Origin of the sequence: Nocardiopsis alba DSM 43377 (assembly GCF_000341225.1) — a bacterium.
GTDB classification, from domain to species: domain Bacteria; phylum Actinomycetota; class Actinomycetes; order Streptosporangiales; family Streptosporangiaceae; genus Nocardiopsis; species Nocardiopsis alba.
The window spans coordinates 107,276-124,158 of sequence record NZ_ANAC01000014.1 but is presented as its reverse complement, the minus strand read 5'-3'; the positions used below and the strand labels follow the sequence as shown (position 1 = coordinate 124,158).

Genomic DNA, 16,883 nt, shown 5'->3' with positions numbered 1-16,883 from the left:
TACGGGCCGCTGGTGGCGGCCCATGATCCATCGTAGGGGGCGGTACACCCGCCTCACCGCCCCCGGGACATAGCGTTGCCCATAACAACGCCCGGTGAGGGCCGGGCATGCCCGAGGGCTGGTCAGGCGCGCAGGTCGTACGCGAAGGGGATCGCCTTGGGGTAGGGCAGGTCCTCGATCGTGGTCGGGTCGACCCACCGGTAGCCGATCCGTTCGTAGAGGGCCACCGCCTCCGGCTGGGAGGGGCCGGTGAAGAGCACGACCGCCTCGTAGCCCAGGTCGCGCGCGGTCTCCTCCAGCGCCGACATGATGAGCCGGCCCAGGCCTCGACGGCGGTGTCGGGCCGAGGTCCAGATCCGTTTGAACTCGACCGTCCTCGGTCCGTCCTCCGTCGCGCCGGGGTAGGGGCGCAGCGCGCCGCCCGCGACGATCTCGCCGTCCAGTTCGGCCAGGACCAGGCGCCCGTGAGGGGCGGCGAACTCGGTGATCGGGTAGCGGCCGAGTTCGGCGGCGGCCCCCTCGGCGCCATAGCGTTCGCTGTACTCCTCCAGGAGCCCGTCCAACAGCCCCTGGACCCTCGGGTCGTCGTGCTCCACCCGCAGGATCCGCGCCGTCTCGGCGTCGGTCCCGGGTCCGTCGCTCCGGACCGCTCCGGTCATGAGATTCTCCCCTCGCCTACCGTTCCCACCGCCCGGTTCTCCACCCCGGACACACGGGTGTCCGTTTCGTCCGCCGAAATCCTACGGCTCCGGAGGCCGCGACCGGACCCCGATTTCTCCCTGGTCGGAGAGGTCTCCTAGGGTGTGCCCATGTCAGTCACCGAACGCATCCTTCTGGGACCGGGGCCGAGCAACCCCTACCCCGAGGCGACCCTGGGCCTGGCCGCCCCGCTGCTGGGCCACCTGGACCCGGAGTTCCTCGCTCTGCTGGAACGCACCTGTGATCGCCTCCGTTCCCTGTGGGGGACCGAGAACCCGCTCACACTGCCCCTGTCGGGAACCGGTTCCCTGGGGATGGAGACCGCCTTCGCCAACACCGTGCGCGACGGCGACGTGGTGGTCGTCGCGGTCAACGGCCTGTTCGGTGAGCGCATGTGCGAGGTCGCCGGTCGCTATGGGGCCCACGTGATCCGGGTGGACCACGAGTGGGGTCGTCCCGTCGACGTGGAGCGCGTACTGGCCGCCCACCCCTCCCCCGCGATCGTGGCCGCGGTGCACGCCGAGACCTCCACCGGCGTGGTCAGCGACATCGGCGCGCTGGGCCGGGCCCTGCGCGAGCGTTCCGACGACACCCTGCTGCTCGTGGACTGCGTGACCTCCCTGGGCGGCATGCCCATGGAGCTGGACGCCTGGCGGGTCGACATCGCCTACTCGGGCACCCAGAAGTGTCTGGGCGTGGCCCCGGGTCTGGCCCCCTTCACCTTCTCCGAGCGCGCCTGGGAGCGCCGGGTGCAGTCCCCGCCGGTCTGGTACGTGGACCTGGGGCTGCTGGGCGCCTACGTGCGCGGCGGTCCCGGTGGTCGCGCCTACCACCACACCGCCCCGACCGCGATGGTCGCCTCCCTCGACGCGGCCCTGGGCCGGATCGAGGAGGAGGGCCCCGAGGCGGTGGCGGCCCGTCACGAGGAGGCCGGCGCGCGGCTGCGCGAGGGGCTGACGGAGATGGGCCTGGAGCTGTTCGCGGAGGAGGGCCACCGTCTCTCCCAGTTGACGTCGGTGCGCGTCCCCGAGGACGTCGACTCGGCCAAGGTCCGTGAGCGGCTGCTGCGCGAGTTCGGTCTGGAGATCGGCGCGGGCGTGGGCCCCTACGCGGCGTCGATCTGGCGGATCGGTCTGATGGGGCACAACGCGCGCCTGGACCGGGCCGAGCTGGTGCTGGCCGCCCTGCGCCGCGTCCTGGAGCGCTGAACCGGTTACGGGCCCGACCGCCTACTCGGCGTTGGGCCCGTACCTGTTGTCGTGGTCGCGCGGATCGTCCGGGTCGGAGATGTTGCCCAGGGTCACCGCGATCGGCGGCAGGAACATCGCGATCACGCACATCGCCACCGCCCACCCCGTGCCGAACAGGTAGTACACGGGGGCGGATCCGGTGAACAGCACCAGGCACAGCCCCATGACGAGGGCGTACTGGACCTTCCTGCGTTTGACCATGTCACCTCCGGTCTCCCGTTGGTGTGGTCGTCCCTTCTTCCAGGCTATCCCGCCGGTTCGGGGACGGTCGAGCGCGTTCGGGGCGCCGCGGCGACGGTCGGAGGGCGTGTCCTCGAGCGGGCGAACGAACGCAGAGCCCTGGCCGTGTCCCTCTTCCGGTAGCCGGCCTCCAGCAGACGGCGTTCGGCGTCCTTGGCGCTGCGCACGGTGGCCTCGTCCAAGAGCAGGTTGTAGTAGCGCTCGGGCACCCGGTCCAGCCCCGAACGCAGCATCCGCAGCCCCGCCGTGGCCGCCGCGCGGGCCCCGGGGGTCTCGGGCAGCACCCCGTAGGCACGGCGCGCCCAGTCCGGCAGGGTCGTGTACGCCATCGCGCCCACCGGGAACCACAGCGGTTTGAGCGGGGCCGCCCAGGCCAGCCGTTCGGGAAGATCGGGCCACAGCAGGAAACGGACCACCTTCCGGGCCTCGGGGGTGACCCGCAGGGTGGGGCGCACCATGGCCAGATAACGGCGCATCCCGGCCAGGTCGCGCGGCACGTCGTCACGGGACAGACCCACGTAGCCGGCGGTCCGGGACTGTTCGTCCAGGTAGCGGTCCATGTCCTCCTCGCTCAACCGCAGCCCGGCCCGCCGGGTGGTCTCCAGATAGGAACAGACCTCCGCGCAGTGCACCCACACCAGGAGATCGCGCTGATCGGCCCGGTGACGACGCCCGGTCCCGGGATCGGTGAAGGTCAGGGCCCGGTGGACGCGACGGATACGCGCGCCCAACGCGTCGGCCTCGTCGGGGCTCCCATAGGTGGTGACCGCGACGAAGTGCGCGGTGCGCAGGAGACGGCCGGTGGGATCGGAACGAAAGTCCGAACGCTGCCACACCCCCTGCATCGCGATCGGGTGCAGGGCCTGGAGCATGAGCGCCCGCACCCCCGCCACCCACATGGAGCGATCGAGGTGGATACGCCAGGTGACGCTTTCGGGGGGTGCGACCGTCGGCTGCATCCTGTTCTCTCCTCCGGGTTCAGGCGGGGGGGGCTCCGGAGCCGGGCCCGCGGACGGGGCGCGCCCGGCACGGCGGCGCCTTCCGAAGGCGTCCGACGGAAGGGGATATTTCCCATGACGGGGACACTTCGAACGTCACGACCGAGCCCGGTTCGATCTTCGGCCTCGTAGGCCCTGCCGCTCCCCCTTCACCGGCCGGGCAAACCCTGACATGACCGGAGATTGATCGAAACGGGGGCAGGGTCGGGAGGACGCTGGAAGGAGAGGCACCCACAAGTGGAGCGTGCCTACCGTTCCTCCGGAAGGGGGTCTTCCCCATGGCGGACACGACCAGCGGCACCCGATTCGACATCGAGGCGTTCCGTCGGGCCGTGGAGGAGGGCGACGTACGAGCCCTCGTCAGCAGGTTCGCCGACGACGCGGACATGGAGACCGTGGACCGCCGCACCCCGCCCAGCGCCCCCACCGTCATCCAGGGGCGCGACTCCATCGAGGACTTCATCCGCGAGGTCTACTCGATGGACCTGGACCACGAGGTCCTGGACTACGTGACGGACGGCGACCACGCCGCCTACACCGAGCGCTGCACCTACCCGGACGGCCTCACCGTCAAGAGCATCTCCATGCTGGACCTGTCCGACGGCGAGATCGTCCACCAGTCCATGGTGCAGGCCTGGGACGAGGAGTCCCCCGAATCCGTGCGCGTCGGCGACTTCGACGCCTCCGACGAGCGCATGGAGTTCGATCACGGGCACTCCGAGGTGGTGCACCTGGGCGGCCAGAACATCAACCGTCTCACCCTGGAACCGGGGTGGCGCTGGAGCGAGCACCTGCGTCCCGACATCGGGACCGACCTGTGCATGCTCACCCACTCGCTCACGCTCATGCAGGGCACCATGAGGTTCCGTACCTCCGACGGTGTCGAGCGCGAGCTGAAGGCCGGCCAGGTGGCGTTCGTCCCGCCCGGGCACGACGCCTGGGTCGTGGGCGACGAGACCGTGGTCGTCCTGGACCGCTCCATGGACGGCTGAGCGTCCACGTCCGGGTTCAGCCGGCCTGGCCCCGCAGATAGGCCAGGACCGCCTGGACCCGGCGGTGCACGCCGTCGTCGGGCGGCAGGTCGAGCTTGGCCAGGATGTTGCCGACGTGCTTGCCCACGGCCGCGTCCCCGACCACCAGCCTGCGGGCGATGGCGCTGTTGGAATGCCCCTCGGCCATGAGTTCGAGCACCTGTCGCTCCCGGGCGGTGAGCCTCTGGAGCGGGTCGGCGCTGCGGCGCAGCAGCTGACGGACCACCTCGGGGTCGACGAAGGTCGCCCCCTCGACGACGTTGCGCAGTACCGAGGCGAACTCCCGCACGTCCCCCACCCGCTGCTTGAGCAGATAGCCCACGCCCTTGCCGTCCCCGGAGTCCAGCAGGTCGGTGGCGTAACTCAGCTCCACGTACTGGCTGAGGGCCACCACCGCCAGATCCGGATGCTCACGGCGCAGCCGCACGGCGGCCCGCAACCCCTCGTCGCTGAAGTCCGGCGGCATCCTGATGTCGGTCACCACGAGCCCCGGCCGATGCTCGGCCACCGCCTCGACCAGCTCCTCGGCGTCGCCGACCGCGGCCACCACCGGGAAGCCGAAGCGCTCCAGCACCCCCACCAGCCCCTCGCGGAGCAGCACCCCGTCCTCGGCGAGCACGGTCGGAACGGGGGTCACTTCGCCGCCTCGGGGCGATCGTTCGTACACGGCAGCTCCACTCGGATCCGGGTCGGCCCACCCACGGGACTCGACAGATCCATTGTGCCGCCCATGACCGCGACCCGGTCCGCCATCCCCGTGAGGCCGCTGCCCCGCGCGGGGTCGGCGCCCCCGGGCCCCTGATCGGTCACCTCCACCACGAGCGTCTCCCCTCGGGGGTCCCCGCGCAGTTCGGCGTGGACGGTGACGGCCCCTCCCCCGGCGTGCTTGTAGACGTTGGTGAGCGCCTCGGCGACGACGAAGTAGGCGGTGCCCTCCACGTGTGCGGGCGGACGTCGGGGCAGGTCGGTCGCGAGTGAGACCGGGACCGGGGTGTGATCGGCCAACTCGGCCAAGGCGGCGGGAAGACCCCGGTCGGACAGGACCCGCGGATGGATCCCGCGTACCAGCTCGCGCAGCTCGTCGATGAGGTCGTCCACCTTGACCTGGGCCGCCGCCACGCGCAGATCGGCGGGCGAACCCTCCTCCAGATCGACCCGGGCCATGCCCAGGTCCATGCTCAGCGCCACCAGACGTTGCTGGGCCCCGTCGTGCAGATCGCGTTCGATCCGGCGACGCTCGTACTCGAAGGCGTTGGCCAGACGCGCCCGCGACTCGGTCACCTGGTCCAGTTCGGCGTAGAGCTCCTCCTTGGGCGGGCCCACCAGGAGTGCGCGGGCCACCACTCCGTGCCCGTAGGAGAGCGCTCCACAGCAGTACACGAGCAGGATCAGCACCACGGGAGAGAGCAGGGCGTAGGGGACGGCCTCGGCCGGACTGGTCAGCACCGTCCATCCCATGCTGACGTACTCCTCCCCGTCGGAGGCGAGGATGAGCGGGCTCGCCGCCAGGACCAGGGTCAGAGTGGTCAGGGAGCCGACCAGGACCAGGGCCAGACCGAACCCGACCGCCATCACCCCCGCGTAGGCGACCTCCCGCCACGTGGACGCCTCGGTGTAGCGGGTACGGACCCACCCCCACAGGCCGGGCGGCGGGGTCCGATGGCCGCTGCCGGCGGGGCCGGGCAGGACCAGCCGGAGGCGGCGCCGTTCCAGGGCCCCCAACGGGATCGCGACCAGCGGGGCGAAGAAGAGGACCATCGCCACCCCCGCCACGAAGGTGAAGACCATGTAGCCGGCGACGGAGGTATCGCGGCCGATCATCGAGACGAAGATCGCCCACGGCGCGTAGATCGGCGCGGCGACCAGCAACAGGACACCACCCACCATCAGGGTGGTGAAGGTGTAGGCCAGGGCCCGCCAGGCCCATCCCGTGACCAGGTAGCGCGGGCCGGTCATCGCCCGCAGCAGGGTGTCCGGCCGGGCGCCGGAGCCGATACGCGTGTTCATGACCTCCAAGCTAGGGCTCGGGCCCCGCCCGGGGACATCCGTCGGTCCCACCGATCCGGGGTGGGGAGCGCCCTACCCCGAGTGGACGGGTGGGGCACCGGACCCGCAGTTCAGAACGGTAGGGTGAGCTGACGTGAGCGCGAAACCCGTCATCCCCGATGTCCTGGCCGCCCGCTACGCTTCCGCGGAGCTGACCCGGCTGTGGTCCCCCGAGTACAAGGTGGTCGCCGAACGGCGCCTGTGGCTGGCCGTACTGCGCGCCCAGGCGCGTCTGGGCGTGGAGGTCCCGGCCGGTGTGGTCGAGGACTACGAGAAGGTCCTGGAGCAGGTCGACCCGGCCTCCATCGCCGAACGTGAGCGGATCACCCGCCACGACGTCAAGGCGCGCATCGAGGAGTTCAACGCCCTCGCCGGGCACGAGCACGTGCACAAGGGCATGACCTCGCGCGACCTGACCGAGAACGTCGAACAGCTCCAGGTCCGCGACAGCCTCCTTCTGGCGCGCGACCGCGTCGTGGCGCTGCTGGCCCGACTGGGCCGGCTGTCCGCCGAGTACGGCGAGACCGTGATGGCGGGCCGCTCCCACAACGTGGCCGCGCAGGCCACCACGCTGGGCAAGCGGTTCGCGTCGATCGCCGACGAGGTGCTGGTCGCCTACGGACGGCTGGAGGAGCTGATCGCCCGCTACCCGCTGCGCGGGATCAAGGGTCCGGTCGGCACCGCCCAGGACATGCTGGACCTGCTCGGCGGCGACCGCGAGGCGCTGACCACCCTGGAGAACGAGGTCGCCGCCCACCTGGGCTTCGAGCGGCGGTTCACCAGCGTGGGCCAGGTCTACCCGCGCTCGCTGGACTTCGAGGTGCTCACGACGCTGGTGCAGCTCGCCGCGGGCCCCTCCTCGCTGGCCAAGACGATCCGCCTGATGGCCGGACACGAGCTGGTCACCGAGGGCTTCGCCGAGGGCCAGGTGGGCTCCTCGGCCATGCCGCACAAGATGAACACGCGCTCCTGTGAGCGGGTCAACGGTCTCACCGTGATCCTGCGCGGCTACGCCTCCATGGCCGGCGAGCTGGCGGGCGACCAGTGGAACGAGGGCGACGTGTCGTGCTCGGTGGTGCGCCGGGTCGCGCTGCCGGACGCCTTCTTCGCCTTCGACGGCCTGATCGAGACCATGCTGACCGTCCTGGACGAGTTCGGCGCCTTCCCCGCGGTGATCTCCGCCGAGCTGGACCGCTACCTGCCGTTCCTGGCCACCACCAAGATGCTGATGGCGGCCGTGCGCGCCGGCGTGGGCCGTGAGACCGCGCACGAGCTCATCAAGGAGCACGCCGTGGCCTCCGCCCTGGCGATGCGTCAGGAGGGCGCGGACAACCTCCTGCTGGACCGGCTGGCCGCCGACGAGCGCTTCCCCTTGGACCGCGCCGCCCTGGACGCCCTGCTGGCCGACCGGATCACCTTCACCGGTGCCGCCGCCGACCAGGTCGCCGAGGTCGTGGCCCGCGTGGACGCCGTCGTGGCCGCCCACCCCGAGGCCGCCGCCTACAAGCCGGGCTCCATCCTGTAGCACCGCGTTTCGCGAGGGGCCCGTGGTCGGAGACGATCACGGGCCCCTTCGTATGTACGGCCCCGTCCGTGTATGAGCCGGCTCACGAGAGTTAACGCTAGGTTTGAAAGTTAACACCTATTACGATCGGGGTGCCGGACCGTCTTCCGACAGGAGCCCCCATGATCGACCCCTCCTCCTTCGACACCGCCCTCACCGCCCTCGGCGTGATCACGGCGATGGTCTTCGCCTTCGGAGTGGCCGCCCTGTCCGACATGGCCATGCGCCGCCGCGAGGACCGCGCCGCCCACTCGGACCGGCCCCCTTCCCCCGACGGCTCCCGCCCCTCCTAACCCCCTCCGACGAACAGCCCCTCGGCCTCGGCTTCGAGGGGTCCATTTGTGCGCTCTCCGCGGGCCGATCTCTTCCTCTCGTACGCCGCGGCCAAGTGATCCTGGAGCCGCGCGTGGCGGAATCGATAGACCGGGCCGACCGCCCGTAGAAGCCCGACGACGCGCAGATCGTCGAGGAAGGCCATGAGGTTCCGCGGAAGACGCCGCTCGTAGGCGAAGCGGCAGGTAGCCACGAGGTAGGACGGCCAGGCGGCGAACTCCTTCCCACCGACCATGCTCCTCACCCCGAACAGGTAGGCGCAGAAGGTGAAGGAGGCGATCGCCAGGCCCGGTCCCACCTCCGGAGAGAGCCAGGACAAAAGACCTAGACAGGCACCTAATGCCACGCCCCAAGAGGCCCCGCGCACGAGGTTCAGAACCCGATCCTGCCGCAATGAGGACCTCGGGGAGACCATCCTTCCTCCCCGGATCGGCTTCTCCATCCACTCGAAGAGACCTCCGAGGAAACCGAGGACCGGGGAGAGGAAGACGACCATTCCGAAAATAACGGTCGCCCCCACAGAGAGTCCGACCCGAAAGCCGTACTCCATACCCGCTATAGAGCCGATCCAGATACCCATGAAGCAGGAGACCAGAACAGCGCGTGCACTTTTTCTCACGACGCTCTGGACCAATTCCCGAGCACGGCCGGAAATTCCGACGTTCGCGTAGCCGGGTCCCTTCTTCGACCAGGAGAGATATTCCTCCAGGCTCACTGTATTGAGGATCGCGTTCACACCTCCTAGAAGCAGGGCTCCGAGGAGAGCTCCAGGCAGGACATTCTCGGGCCCCGACTTCCACAACCCGAGAAGCGCGAACACCGGGAAACCGAAGACGAAACCGTGCAGGCCCATCAGCGCCCCCAGGAACCCACGGAAACGCACTCTGGACCACCACCCGCCCTCCTCGGGGAAGGCCAGGAGGCCCGCCTGCCACCAGGCCAGCTCCCTCTCCTGAGGAAGCCGCCCGTCGAGCGCGGCATGCCGCAACAGCCATGCCAGATACTCCAGGCGATCGTGGACCCGGACCACGTCGTACCCTTCACGGGTGAGGAAGGGCAGCGTCTCTTTTCCGTACCTCTCACCACGGTCCCGATGGACCGCGACGGTCGCCTCGACCACCCGCTCCAGCAACTCCTCCTCAAGGGCCTCCCGAGTGGCGAAGCGCCCTTTCCCCAAGAGCGGGGTGGGGTCGGCCCCGCTATCGAGGTAGACGGAACGCACGAGCCACAACCACAGGGGGACACCGGCGATCTGTTGGAAAGGGGTTCGCTCGCCCCTCGAACGAGGAGATGAGCGCAGACTCGCCAGGACCGGCTCCCACTGTTCCCTCTGCCGGTGAGTACGCAGACAGCGGTCCAGATAGCACGCCACATCGTCCAAACGCAGGATGCGGGGCATCACCACGGCGGTGGAGGAGAGGACACTCTCGGTATCGGAGATCACCTCGAGGAACTCATCCCGCCGGCTCGTCAAAATCAGTGGGCGAGAACCCCGCATCGATCGATTCAGCGAGACGACGGCGGAGGAGCGCGCCTCTCTCGGAAGTTCATCGAAACCGTCGAGCACCGGAAGGATCGCGCCGCGCTCGACCAGATACTCTGCGGCCCTTCCGCCGAGAACGGTCCCCTTCAGGTTCGGATACTCCAGCCTGAGTCGATGGATCAGCCAATCGTTCAGGGTTGTATACGCTCCGGGATCCCATCCGTCCATCGACAGTGGAACCGGGATCGGATCTCCATCGGAGCGGCTATGCAACAGGCCCAAGGCCAGCTGGAACGCGAGGGTGGTCTTACCGGCGCCCTCCCCTCCCACAATGGCGAGGCGCCCGAAAGGAAGGGAAAGGAAACGCTCCACCATCCCCTCGATCTCTACGTCGGATCCTCCGAATTCGGCCTCGCCCTCCCCTTGAGCACCGGGGTTCCGATCCATGAGACGCGCATCGACCGTGAACCTCCAGCGCACCGGCATGGGACCGGGGTCGTACAGCAGTCTCGACTCGAGCTCGTTCCGGAGTCGTACCTCCACCTGCCAGGCGAGCACGCTCTCGGTATCGGCGAGGTCGGTCGAGGTCGGCGCCTCACGACGGAGGAAGCCTTGACGCCAACCGATCAACAGAGCGATAACGCCGGGGAGCGCCAAAGCCACCGCCACCAATTGCGCGACGTTGGCGGAGACCCCCAACCCCTGCCGGTTCAAGACGAGGAGCAGCGCCGATGACAGCACGATCAGCCCGATGGACACGAGGGCGATCCCTCTGGAGTTCCACCGCGCCCTCTTTCCAAAAGTCATGACCTGATTCTCGCGAAGTCGCTCCCCCTTCTCGAAATGAGAAGCAACAGGGAAAACTCCAGCCACAGATCGAACATGAAAACAGCAACCGACACAAAACCTTCTATATCGTGCGTTTCGACCGCTCGGGAGGGTGGCGGGGGCGGGGGGTCGGTTGTAGGCTGGTCGGGACCGCCGTCGGGCGGTCGGAAAGGCGGGCACGAGGATCACGGCAACGACGCTCATCGCCATGAACCCTCTTATCGGGGTCTCCATCCGCGACCGAGCCTGCCCGGAACCTCCTCGCCTCGATCGACCCACCGCTCGTGTTCGGGTTCCTCGCGGCCATCGCCGCGGGGCTGTTCCTGTGCCGGGTCGCGCTGGGGATCGCTGACCTCCTCGTCCGGATCCTGGCCCACAAGGCCGGCCGACGATGGCCGGGGCTCCACGCCCGGAACGTCTCGCCACGGGCGCCCATGAGCGTCGTGAACGAGATCCACGGAGATGGGCGCGGCACCATCGTCCAGGTCGGACGGATCGACCGGCTCCACCTCCACACCGCCTCCCCGGCGGACCCCGACCCGCCCTGAGCACAGGGGTCCGCCGGCCGTGACCGGTCGCCCGACATCGCCGACCCACAGCCGAAGGAGAGCCGTATGCCCACCCCCGTCCTCGAACTCCGGGGCGTGACGTTCCGCCGGGAGGGTCGAGAGATCCTCCACGGCGTCGACATGACCGTCCACGCCGGTGAGCGCTGGGCGCTCCTGGGCCCCAACGGCGCGGGCAAGAGCACGATCCTCGGGTTCTGCGGGGCGCGGACCCACCCCACCTCCGGCACGGTCCACGTGCTGGGGCACCGTCTGGGCCGTGTCGACGTCCAGGAGTTGCGGCGCGAGATCGGCCATGTGAACCCGAGGCATCCGCTCGAATCGGCGCTCACGGTGCTGGAGCTGGTGCTCACCGGGATCACCGGCACCATCGAGACGCCGCCCCGGTGGAGCCCCGCCCCCGAACAACGGGAGAGGGCGGAGGAGCTGATCCGCGAGGTGGGTCTGTCCGAGCGTCTCCTCGCGCGGTGGCCGACGCTGTCCCAGGGTGAGCGGGGCCGGGCCCTGATCGCGCGCGCCCTCATCGCCGAGCCGCGTCTGCTGCTCCTCGATGAACCGACGACCGGTCTGGACCTGGCAGCCCGAGAGCGGCTCCTGGAGACCCTCGACGATCTTTCGGTCGGTCCCGCGGAGACGACGTCGGTCCTGGTCACCCACCATCTGGAGGAGCTTCCCGAGACGACGACCCACGCGCTGCTCGTCTCCGGCGGCGCGGTGGTGGCCTCCGGTCCGGTCGAGGAGTCGGTGACGACCGAGACGATCACGCGGGCCTTCGGGTATCCGATCGGCGTCGAGCGCGTGGGAGGCCGGTGGAACGCCCGTTCGCTGCGCGGTCGCCGTCTGGAGGGTGCGGGCGCGGCCTGAGCCGAGGGGCACCGCGTCTCGGGCCGGTTCAGGTGGACTTTTTCCGTTCCGGCCCGTTATGCCCTTTGTGTCGGCTAGCCTCGAGGAGATCGCCCTGTTCAGGGCGGTCTCCCACCCCTGGCGCCCGCTCCGCCTCCGTACGCTCGTGAAAGACGGAGCCCCATGTCCATCCCCCGACACCCCCCGCATACGCCCGGAGCGCCCACGCGGAAGATGTCCACGGCCGCCAAGGTCGGCGTGGGCTGCGGCGGCTGCGCCGTCCTGGCCCTGATCGGCCTCGTCGGGCTGATCCTGCTCGGCATGCTCGTCTCCACCCCGGAGGGATCGGCGGCCGAACCCTCCCCCGTGGAGGAGGTCGTGCCCGAGCTGGTCGGACTGTCCCTGCCGGAGGCCGAGGAGCTTCTGGAGGAGGCCGACCTCGACCTGGGCGAGCCGGAGCTCGTCGCCTCCGGTGACGAGGTCGAGTGGACCCATTCCGCCATGGTCGTCTGCGCGCAGGACGTCGCCGACGACACCGCCGTCCTGGGCCTGGCCCCGGAGGGGGTCGACTGCCCCGAGGAGGACACCGACCCTCAGGAGTGGCCCGCCCTCCCCTCCTCCGAGGGGCAGGACCTCCCCGATGCCCGTGAACGGTTCGAGTCCCTGGGCCTGACCGTCGTGGTCGAGAGCGCCTTCGGCGACGTCGACGCACCGGCGACCGACGCCGCCGATCTCTCCGTGTGCGCGCAACGTCCGGACGAGGGCGAGGAGACCGCCCCGTTCGACGACGGGCTCGAAGTGGAACTGTTCGTGGTCTCCTCCGGGCAGGAGTGCCCGGCGCGGGTCGGCGACCCGAGTCCCGAGCCGGAACCGGAGCCCGAGCCCACCCCCGAGTCCGTGCCCGAGCCCGCGCCGGCCCCCGAGAGCACCCCGGAGAGCGCCCCCGCTCCGGCGCCCGCGCCGGATCCGGAACCCGCGCCCGAGCCCGCCCCGGTGGAGGGCGTCCACCCCGGGTCCTTCTGCTCGCAGCACTGGCAGTTCGGCCGGACGAACAACGGGACGCTCATGCAGTGCACCACCACCGCCGAGGACTCCCGGTTCCGCTGGCGTTCCGCCTGACCCGAGAGCCCTCGGGGCCGGAACGGAGCAGCCTCACAGAACGGCGAGCAGTTCCCGGCAGGCCGTGGCGCACCGGCGGCACGCCTCCGCGCAGAGACGACAGTGCTCGTGCGCGGCGGCGTGCCGTTCGCATTCGTCGGCGCACCGGTCACAGGCCTGGGCGCAGGCCTCCAGGACCGCCGAGACGAAGCCGTCCTCCTCCGCGGTACGCCGGACCAGGATCCGGGTGGTGGCCTCGCACAGGTCGGCGCAGTCCAGATCGGATCGGGCGCAGGAGATCAGGTCGGCCGCGTCCTCCTCGCGCATACAGGCGTCGGCGCACACCACGCAGACATGGGCGCAGTCGTCGGCGGCCTCCACCGCGGCGCTCACCTTCCCTCCCACGCCCTCGGGGTCGTCCGGGTGGGCGTACAGCATCCTTCCGATGACGCTCATGGGGCGATACCTCCCGTCTCGTTCTTCATGGACACGTCCGGATAGGAGAAGCGCAGGGCGAAGTGGTCGAGGGAGGCGGGGAGCCCCCGGTAGCGCAGGGGCGGCCCGTCGTCCGCCCTGCGCGGCGGGCCGTTCCGGATCAGCGAGCGCAGGAAGAGGGAGACCGTCAGCGGCACCAGGTCGCGCCCCGGACAGCCTGCGGGGCCGTAACCGAAGGGGAGGATCCCGGGGTCGCGTTCGGCCCGGCCGTCCCGCCAGATCTCGGGGTCGAACGTGTCCGCGTAGGGCGTGCGAGCGGAATCCCGGTGGAAGTAGGAGCTCATCATCAGGAAGGCCGTGCCCTCGGGGAAGGTCCCCTCGCGCCAGGTCGTCTCCCTGGTGCTCTCTCTGATCACCACGAGGGTGGTGGGCCACAGGCGGACCGACTCGCGCAGGGTGGCGCGCAGCAGGGGGAGGTCGTTCCCCGTCTCGGTGAGTCCCTCGTCGCGCGCGGCGTCGGCGGCCGGTCCGGCACAGGTCAGCAGGGCCAACGCGCGGTAGGTGGCGACGGCCGCGGCGTCGAAGGCGAACAGCCAATGGGCCACCTGATCCTCGGGGTGCTCCTCTGAGCCGGGGCGGCCCAGGCGGGCGGCGAGGGAGTCGGTGGCGGCCCGATCGACGTTCTCACGGACCCGGTCCAGGAAGGTCCGTCTGGTCCGCTCCGACACCGGGGCCAGGTACGACCAGTTGGCCCGTGACCTCAACGTCTTGAGGAGTCCGGTGGTGCGCCGATCCTCGGCGGCGAAGGCGCCGAAGACCACCCTGCGCGCCAGGGCGTCGAAGCTTTGGGAAAAGCGCGACCAGTCCAGCTCGGAGCCCGCGCCTCGGGCCCCGCGCAGCGCCGCCACCAGGGTTCGGGCCTCCTCCTCCGCGTGTCCGGCGATGGCGTCGGCGTCGGGGTGGACCGCCCGTCCCAGGGCCAGGGCCTCTTCGTTGGCCTCCCGTCTCAGGGCTCGGGGCCCTCCTCGGGAGATGAGGGCGCCATGGGGTTGGAAGTGGGAGAGCGCGCCCCGTTTCTCCGCCCCTCCGGGCGAGAACGGGTCCGGGGTACCGCGGAGCAGGGTGCGCACGTCCTCCGGGTTCAGGACCAGGGCCGCGCTGCGGCCCAGGTGATCCAGGGGAAGCGGGTCGTCCCCGTACCGTTCTCTCAGGGAGCGCAGGGTGGAGACGAGGCCGCGATCGAGGTCGAGCGCGGAGACGAGGGCCTCGCCCACGGGTCGGCGCACGATGACGCCGCGGGCCACCGTGGGCGCGAGCACGGACGTCACGACCCTCGCGGTCTCGGCCGGGGTCGTGCCCCTCGTGCTTCGGCGTCGTTCTCCGCCCATGCTCTCCTCCGCCCTTCGCGGCTCCGGTCGTCCCTCGTCCACGCGCCGGCTCATACGTGGTCCCGGGGGATGTGCTCGGTCCACTCCCGTGAGAAGATCCGCTCCCCCGACTCGTAGGCGTCGAGGGTGGCGTGGACCCTGAACTCGTCCTCGGTGCAGTCCAGGACCGTGCACGTCTCGGTCCTGGTGTGCCAGCCCCCTCTGGAGAAGCGCATCGTCCACGCGGTGCGCCCGCTCACCGACGTGTGGTCCTCCCCCACCGCCTCGTAGACCTCGTGGGCCTTCCTGGTCATGTCGAGGTCGATGTCGTCCAAGTGCAGGATTCCTCCGTCCTTGAGGATCTCCAGGGAGAAGCGGTCGGTGGCCATGTCCCGGTGGACCGACCAGCGGTGGTCGCCCGGACGCCGGCGGGTGCTCGGGATCGGCGGAACCGCCTCGGGCGTCCCGAACCCGTCCAGACCGTCGGTGCCGTCCGCCCTCTCGGGGCGGACCGGCAGGACGAGGGAGCTCCCCTCCGGGTGGACCGAGAGCAGGACCGGCCGCGGTGGCGGCCAGGCCAGCGGCCAATAGGAGGTCGACAGGGAGAGTCGGATCCGGTGTCCGGGCGGGAAGACCTGGGCGACCCCGTTCATGGTGATCTCGACGCGGTAGCGCTCCCCCGGCACCAGTGGACGGGGGTGTTCGTGCCCCTCCCGGTGGGTCAGGTTGAGCAGACCGTAGGTCACCCGGGTGGCGGCGCCGTCGGGAGCGACGTCGCACAGGCGGGCCGCGACCATCGCGACCGGTTCGGTCACGGAGAGCTCGGCGACCACTCGGGCCGCGCCCAGGATCTCCAATCGCCCCTCCAGGGGTTCGGTGTCGAAGACCAGGGAACCGCCGTCCTCCTCCCGCTGGTCATAGGGCAGGTCGGGCGGGGCGCTGTAGGAGGCCCACTTTCCGGCGAACTGCCCGACGGACAGCGGCGAGCGCACGGTCCGCGTCGTGATGTTCCTCCGTTCCTCCAAGGGAAGGAGGCGGTACTCGGAGAGGGAGAGGGCGTGGTCCTCGACCCCCGCGGAGGGCCGCCCGGGTTCGTGGACCCAACGTCCGGGACGTTCCACGTAGGAGGTGGAGGGCGGAACGCTCTCCTGCATCCAGGCCCAGAGTCCGGTCTCCCGGTCGACGCCGTTGTCCCTGCCCTTGGTCCAGTGGTCGAACCAGCGGACCACCTCTTGGAGATAGCCGATCGCCGGGCCGGGGTACCCCATGTGCGGATATCGGTGCGACCACGGGCCCACCAACCCCTTGACCGGAGCGTCCGAGTGCTCCAAGAGGCGGAGTACGGCGTTGGAGTAGCCGTCCGCCCAACCGCTGGAGGCCAGGACCGGACAGCGGAGATCGCCGTAGTCCTCACACACGGACGCGTGCCGCCAATAGTCGTCCCTGCGCTGATGCCGTAGCCATTCCACGACCCAGGGCCTGTTGGCCTCCAACCGTTCCAGCCACATGCGCCGCCATGCGGGGCCGACGATCTCGGGGTCGGGCGGGCAGGTGGCGTAGGCGAAGGTCGTACCGGACTCGGCCAGGTTGTCCGAGAGCAGACAGCCGCCCATGTAGTGGAAGTCGTCGCCGTAACGGTCGTCGGTGAAGGAGGAGGCGGCGATGGCGCGCAGGCTCTCGGGGCGGCGCGCGGCCACTTGGAGCGCGGCGAAACCTCCCCAGGACAGCCCCATCATCGCGGTGGAACCGTCACACCAGGGGCGTTCGGCCAACCAGGCCAGTACCTCCTCGGCGTCCCGCTGTTCGCGTTCGAGGTACTCGTCGGTGAGCACCCCTTCGGAGTCCCCGGTGCCGCGCAGGTCGACTCGTACGCAGGCGTAGCCGTGGCCGGCGATATAGGGGTGGTGCATCGAGTCGCGCACCGCCGTCAGATCCCTGCGCCGGTAGGGAATGTATTCGAGGACGGCGGGTACGGGCCGGCGTTCGGCGTCGCGGGGCAGCCACAGCCGTCCGGCCAGGGTCACACCGTCCGACATGGGGATCCGGACGTACTCCTCGGTCCGGATCTCGTGGGGTGTCCGTTCCACCCACCGCATAGGGGA

General features: G+C 70.2%; 16 protein-coding genes. 7 read left to right on the top strand and 9 right to left on the bottom strand.

Annotated elements, in window-relative coordinates; genetic code table 11:
- Positions 1–122 precede the first annotated feature (122 nt).
- Entirely contained in the window at positions 123–659 is a 537-nt protein-coding gene (locus tag D451_RS0116470) for a GNAT family N-acetyltransferase (protein ID WP_014908719.1), read from the bottom strand.
- A gap of 150 nt (positions 660–809) precedes the next feature.
- Here D451_RS0116470 and D451_RS0116465 point away from each other — a divergent pair, with 150 nt between their 5' ends.
- The gene (locus tag D451_RS0116465) at positions 810–1,907 is read left to right on the top strand and encodes a pyridoxal-phosphate-dependent aminotransferase family protein (RefSeq protein ID WP_017535239.1); all 1,098 of its coding nucleotides are present in this window, start codon (positions 810–812) and stop codon (positions 1,905–1,907) included.
- A 21-nt stretch (positions 1,908–1,928) separates the two neighbouring features.
- Here D451_RS0116465 and D451_RS0116460 read toward each other — a convergent pair whose 3' ends face one another.
- Both D451_RS0116460 and D451_RS0116455 read right to left on the bottom strand, forming a co-directional pair.
- Positions 1,929–2,150 (bottom strand): DUF3099 domain-containing protein, encoded by a 222-nt coding sequence (locus D451_RS0116460; protein ID WP_017535238.1) that lies wholly within the window; start codon positions 2,148–2,150, stop codon positions 1,929–1,931.
- 44 nt (positions 2,151–2,194) lie between these two features.
- Positions 2,195–3,148: an oxygenase MpaB family protein gene (locus D451_RS0116455; RefSeq protein ID WP_014908204.1), complete on the bottom strand. Its 954-nt coding sequence runs from the start codon at positions 3,146–3,148 to the stop codon at positions 2,195–2,197.
- A 317-nt stretch (positions 3,149–3,465) separates the two neighbouring features.
- On the opposite strand from D451_RS0116455, the gene D451_RS0116450 reads away from it, so the two are divergent.
- Positions 3,466–4,179: a nuclear transport factor 2 family protein gene (locus D451_RS0116450; protein WP_017535237.1), complete on the top strand. Its 714-nt coding sequence runs from the start codon at positions 3,466–3,468 to the stop codon at positions 4,177–4,179.
- A 16-nt stretch (positions 4,180–4,195) separates the two neighbouring features.
- Here D451_RS0116450 and D451_RS0116445 read toward each other — a convergent pair whose 3' ends face one another.
- Both D451_RS0116445 and D451_RS0116440 read right to left on the bottom strand, forming a co-directional pair.
- Positions 4,196–4,855 carry a response regulator gene (locus tag D451_RS0116445; RefSeq protein WP_017535236.1) on the bottom strand — a complete coding sequence of 220 codons (660 nt, stop codon included), beginning with the start codon at positions 4,853–4,855 and terminating at the stop codon, positions 4,196–4,198.
- Positions 4,852–6,225: a sensor histidine kinase gene (locus D451_RS0116440; protein WP_026125126.1), complete on the bottom strand. Its 1,374-nt coding sequence runs from the start codon at positions 6,223–6,225 to the stop codon at positions 4,852–4,854. Before D451_RS0116440 ends, D451_RS0116445 begins: the two co-directional genes overlap by 4 nt.
- Before the next feature lie 133 nt (positions 6,226–6,358).
- Between D451_RS0116440 and purB the strand changes: the two genes are divergently transcribed.
- Both purB and D451_RS28295 read left to right on the top strand, forming a co-directional pair.
- On the top strand, positions 6,359–7,789 hold the full coding sequence (gene purB, locus D451_RS0116435; protein ID WP_014912533.1) for an adenylosuccinate lyase: 1,431 nt from the start codon (positions 6,359–6,361) through the stop codon (positions 7,787–7,789).
- Between the two features lie 161 nt (positions 7,790–7,950).
- A complete protein-coding gene (locus D451_RS28295; RefSeq protein WP_017535234.1) occupies positions 7,951–8,121 on the top strand; it encodes a hypothetical protein in 171 nt (56 codons plus the stop codon).
- Here the strand turns inward: D451_RS28295 and D451_RS0116425 are convergent.
- Positions 8,118–10,682: an NACHT domain-containing protein gene (locus D451_RS0116425; protein ID WP_152472902.1), complete on the bottom strand. Its 2,565-nt coding sequence runs from the start codon at positions 10,680–10,682 to the stop codon at positions 8,118–8,120. The genes D451_RS28295 and D451_RS0116425 overlap by 4 nt on opposite strands.
- Positions 10,683–10,756: 74 nt before the next feature.
- Between D451_RS0116425 and D451_RS0116420 the strand changes: the two genes are divergently transcribed.
- The 3 genes from D451_RS0116420 to D451_RS0116410 all read left to right on the top strand — a co-directional run bounded on the left by D451_RS0116420 (position 10,757) and on the right by D451_RS0116410 (position 13,000).
- On the top strand, positions 10,757–11,020 hold the full coding sequence (locus D451_RS0116420) for a hypothetical protein (protein ID WP_017535232.1): 264 nt from the start codon (positions 10,757–10,759) through the stop codon (positions 11,018–11,020).
- Between the two features lie 66 nt (positions 11,021–11,086).
- Positions 11,087–11,902, top strand: a complete 816-nt coding sequence (locus D451_RS0116415; protein ID WP_017535231.1) for an ABC transporter ATP-binding protein — start codon at positions 11,087–11,089, stop codon at positions 11,900–11,902.
- A gap of 162 nt (positions 11,903–12,064) precedes the next feature.
- Positions 12,065–13,000, top strand: a complete 936-nt coding sequence (locus D451_RS0116410) for a serine/threonine kinase (protein ID WP_081616092.1) — start codon at positions 12,065–12,067, stop codon at positions 12,998–13,000.
- A 33-nt stretch (positions 13,001–13,033) separates the two neighbouring features.
- Here the strand turns inward: D451_RS0116410 and D451_RS0116405 are convergent, their stop codons facing one another.
- The 3 genes from D451_RS0116405 to D451_RS0116395 all read right to left on the bottom strand — a co-directional run bounded on the left by D451_RS0116405 (position 13,034) and on the right by D451_RS0116395 (position 16,877).
- Entirely contained in the window at positions 13,034–13,435 is a 402-nt protein-coding gene (locus D451_RS0116405; RefSeq protein ID WP_014908409.1) for a four-helix bundle copper-binding protein, read from the bottom strand.
- Positions 13,432–14,742: a cytochrome P450 gene (locus D451_RS0116400; RefSeq protein ID WP_234305963.1), complete on the bottom strand. Its 1,311-nt coding sequence runs from the start codon at positions 14,740–14,742 to the stop codon at positions 13,432–13,434. Before D451_RS0116400 ends, D451_RS0116405 begins: the two co-directional genes overlap by 4 nt.
- 110 nt (positions 14,743–14,852) lie before the next feature.
- Complete coding sequence (locus tag D451_RS0116395; RefSeq protein WP_017535229.1) at positions 14,853–16,877, bottom strand: CocE/NonD family hydrolase; 2,025 nt, start codon at positions 16,875–16,877, stop codon at positions 14,853–14,855.
- Positions 16,878–16,883: the final 6 nt, after the last annotated feature.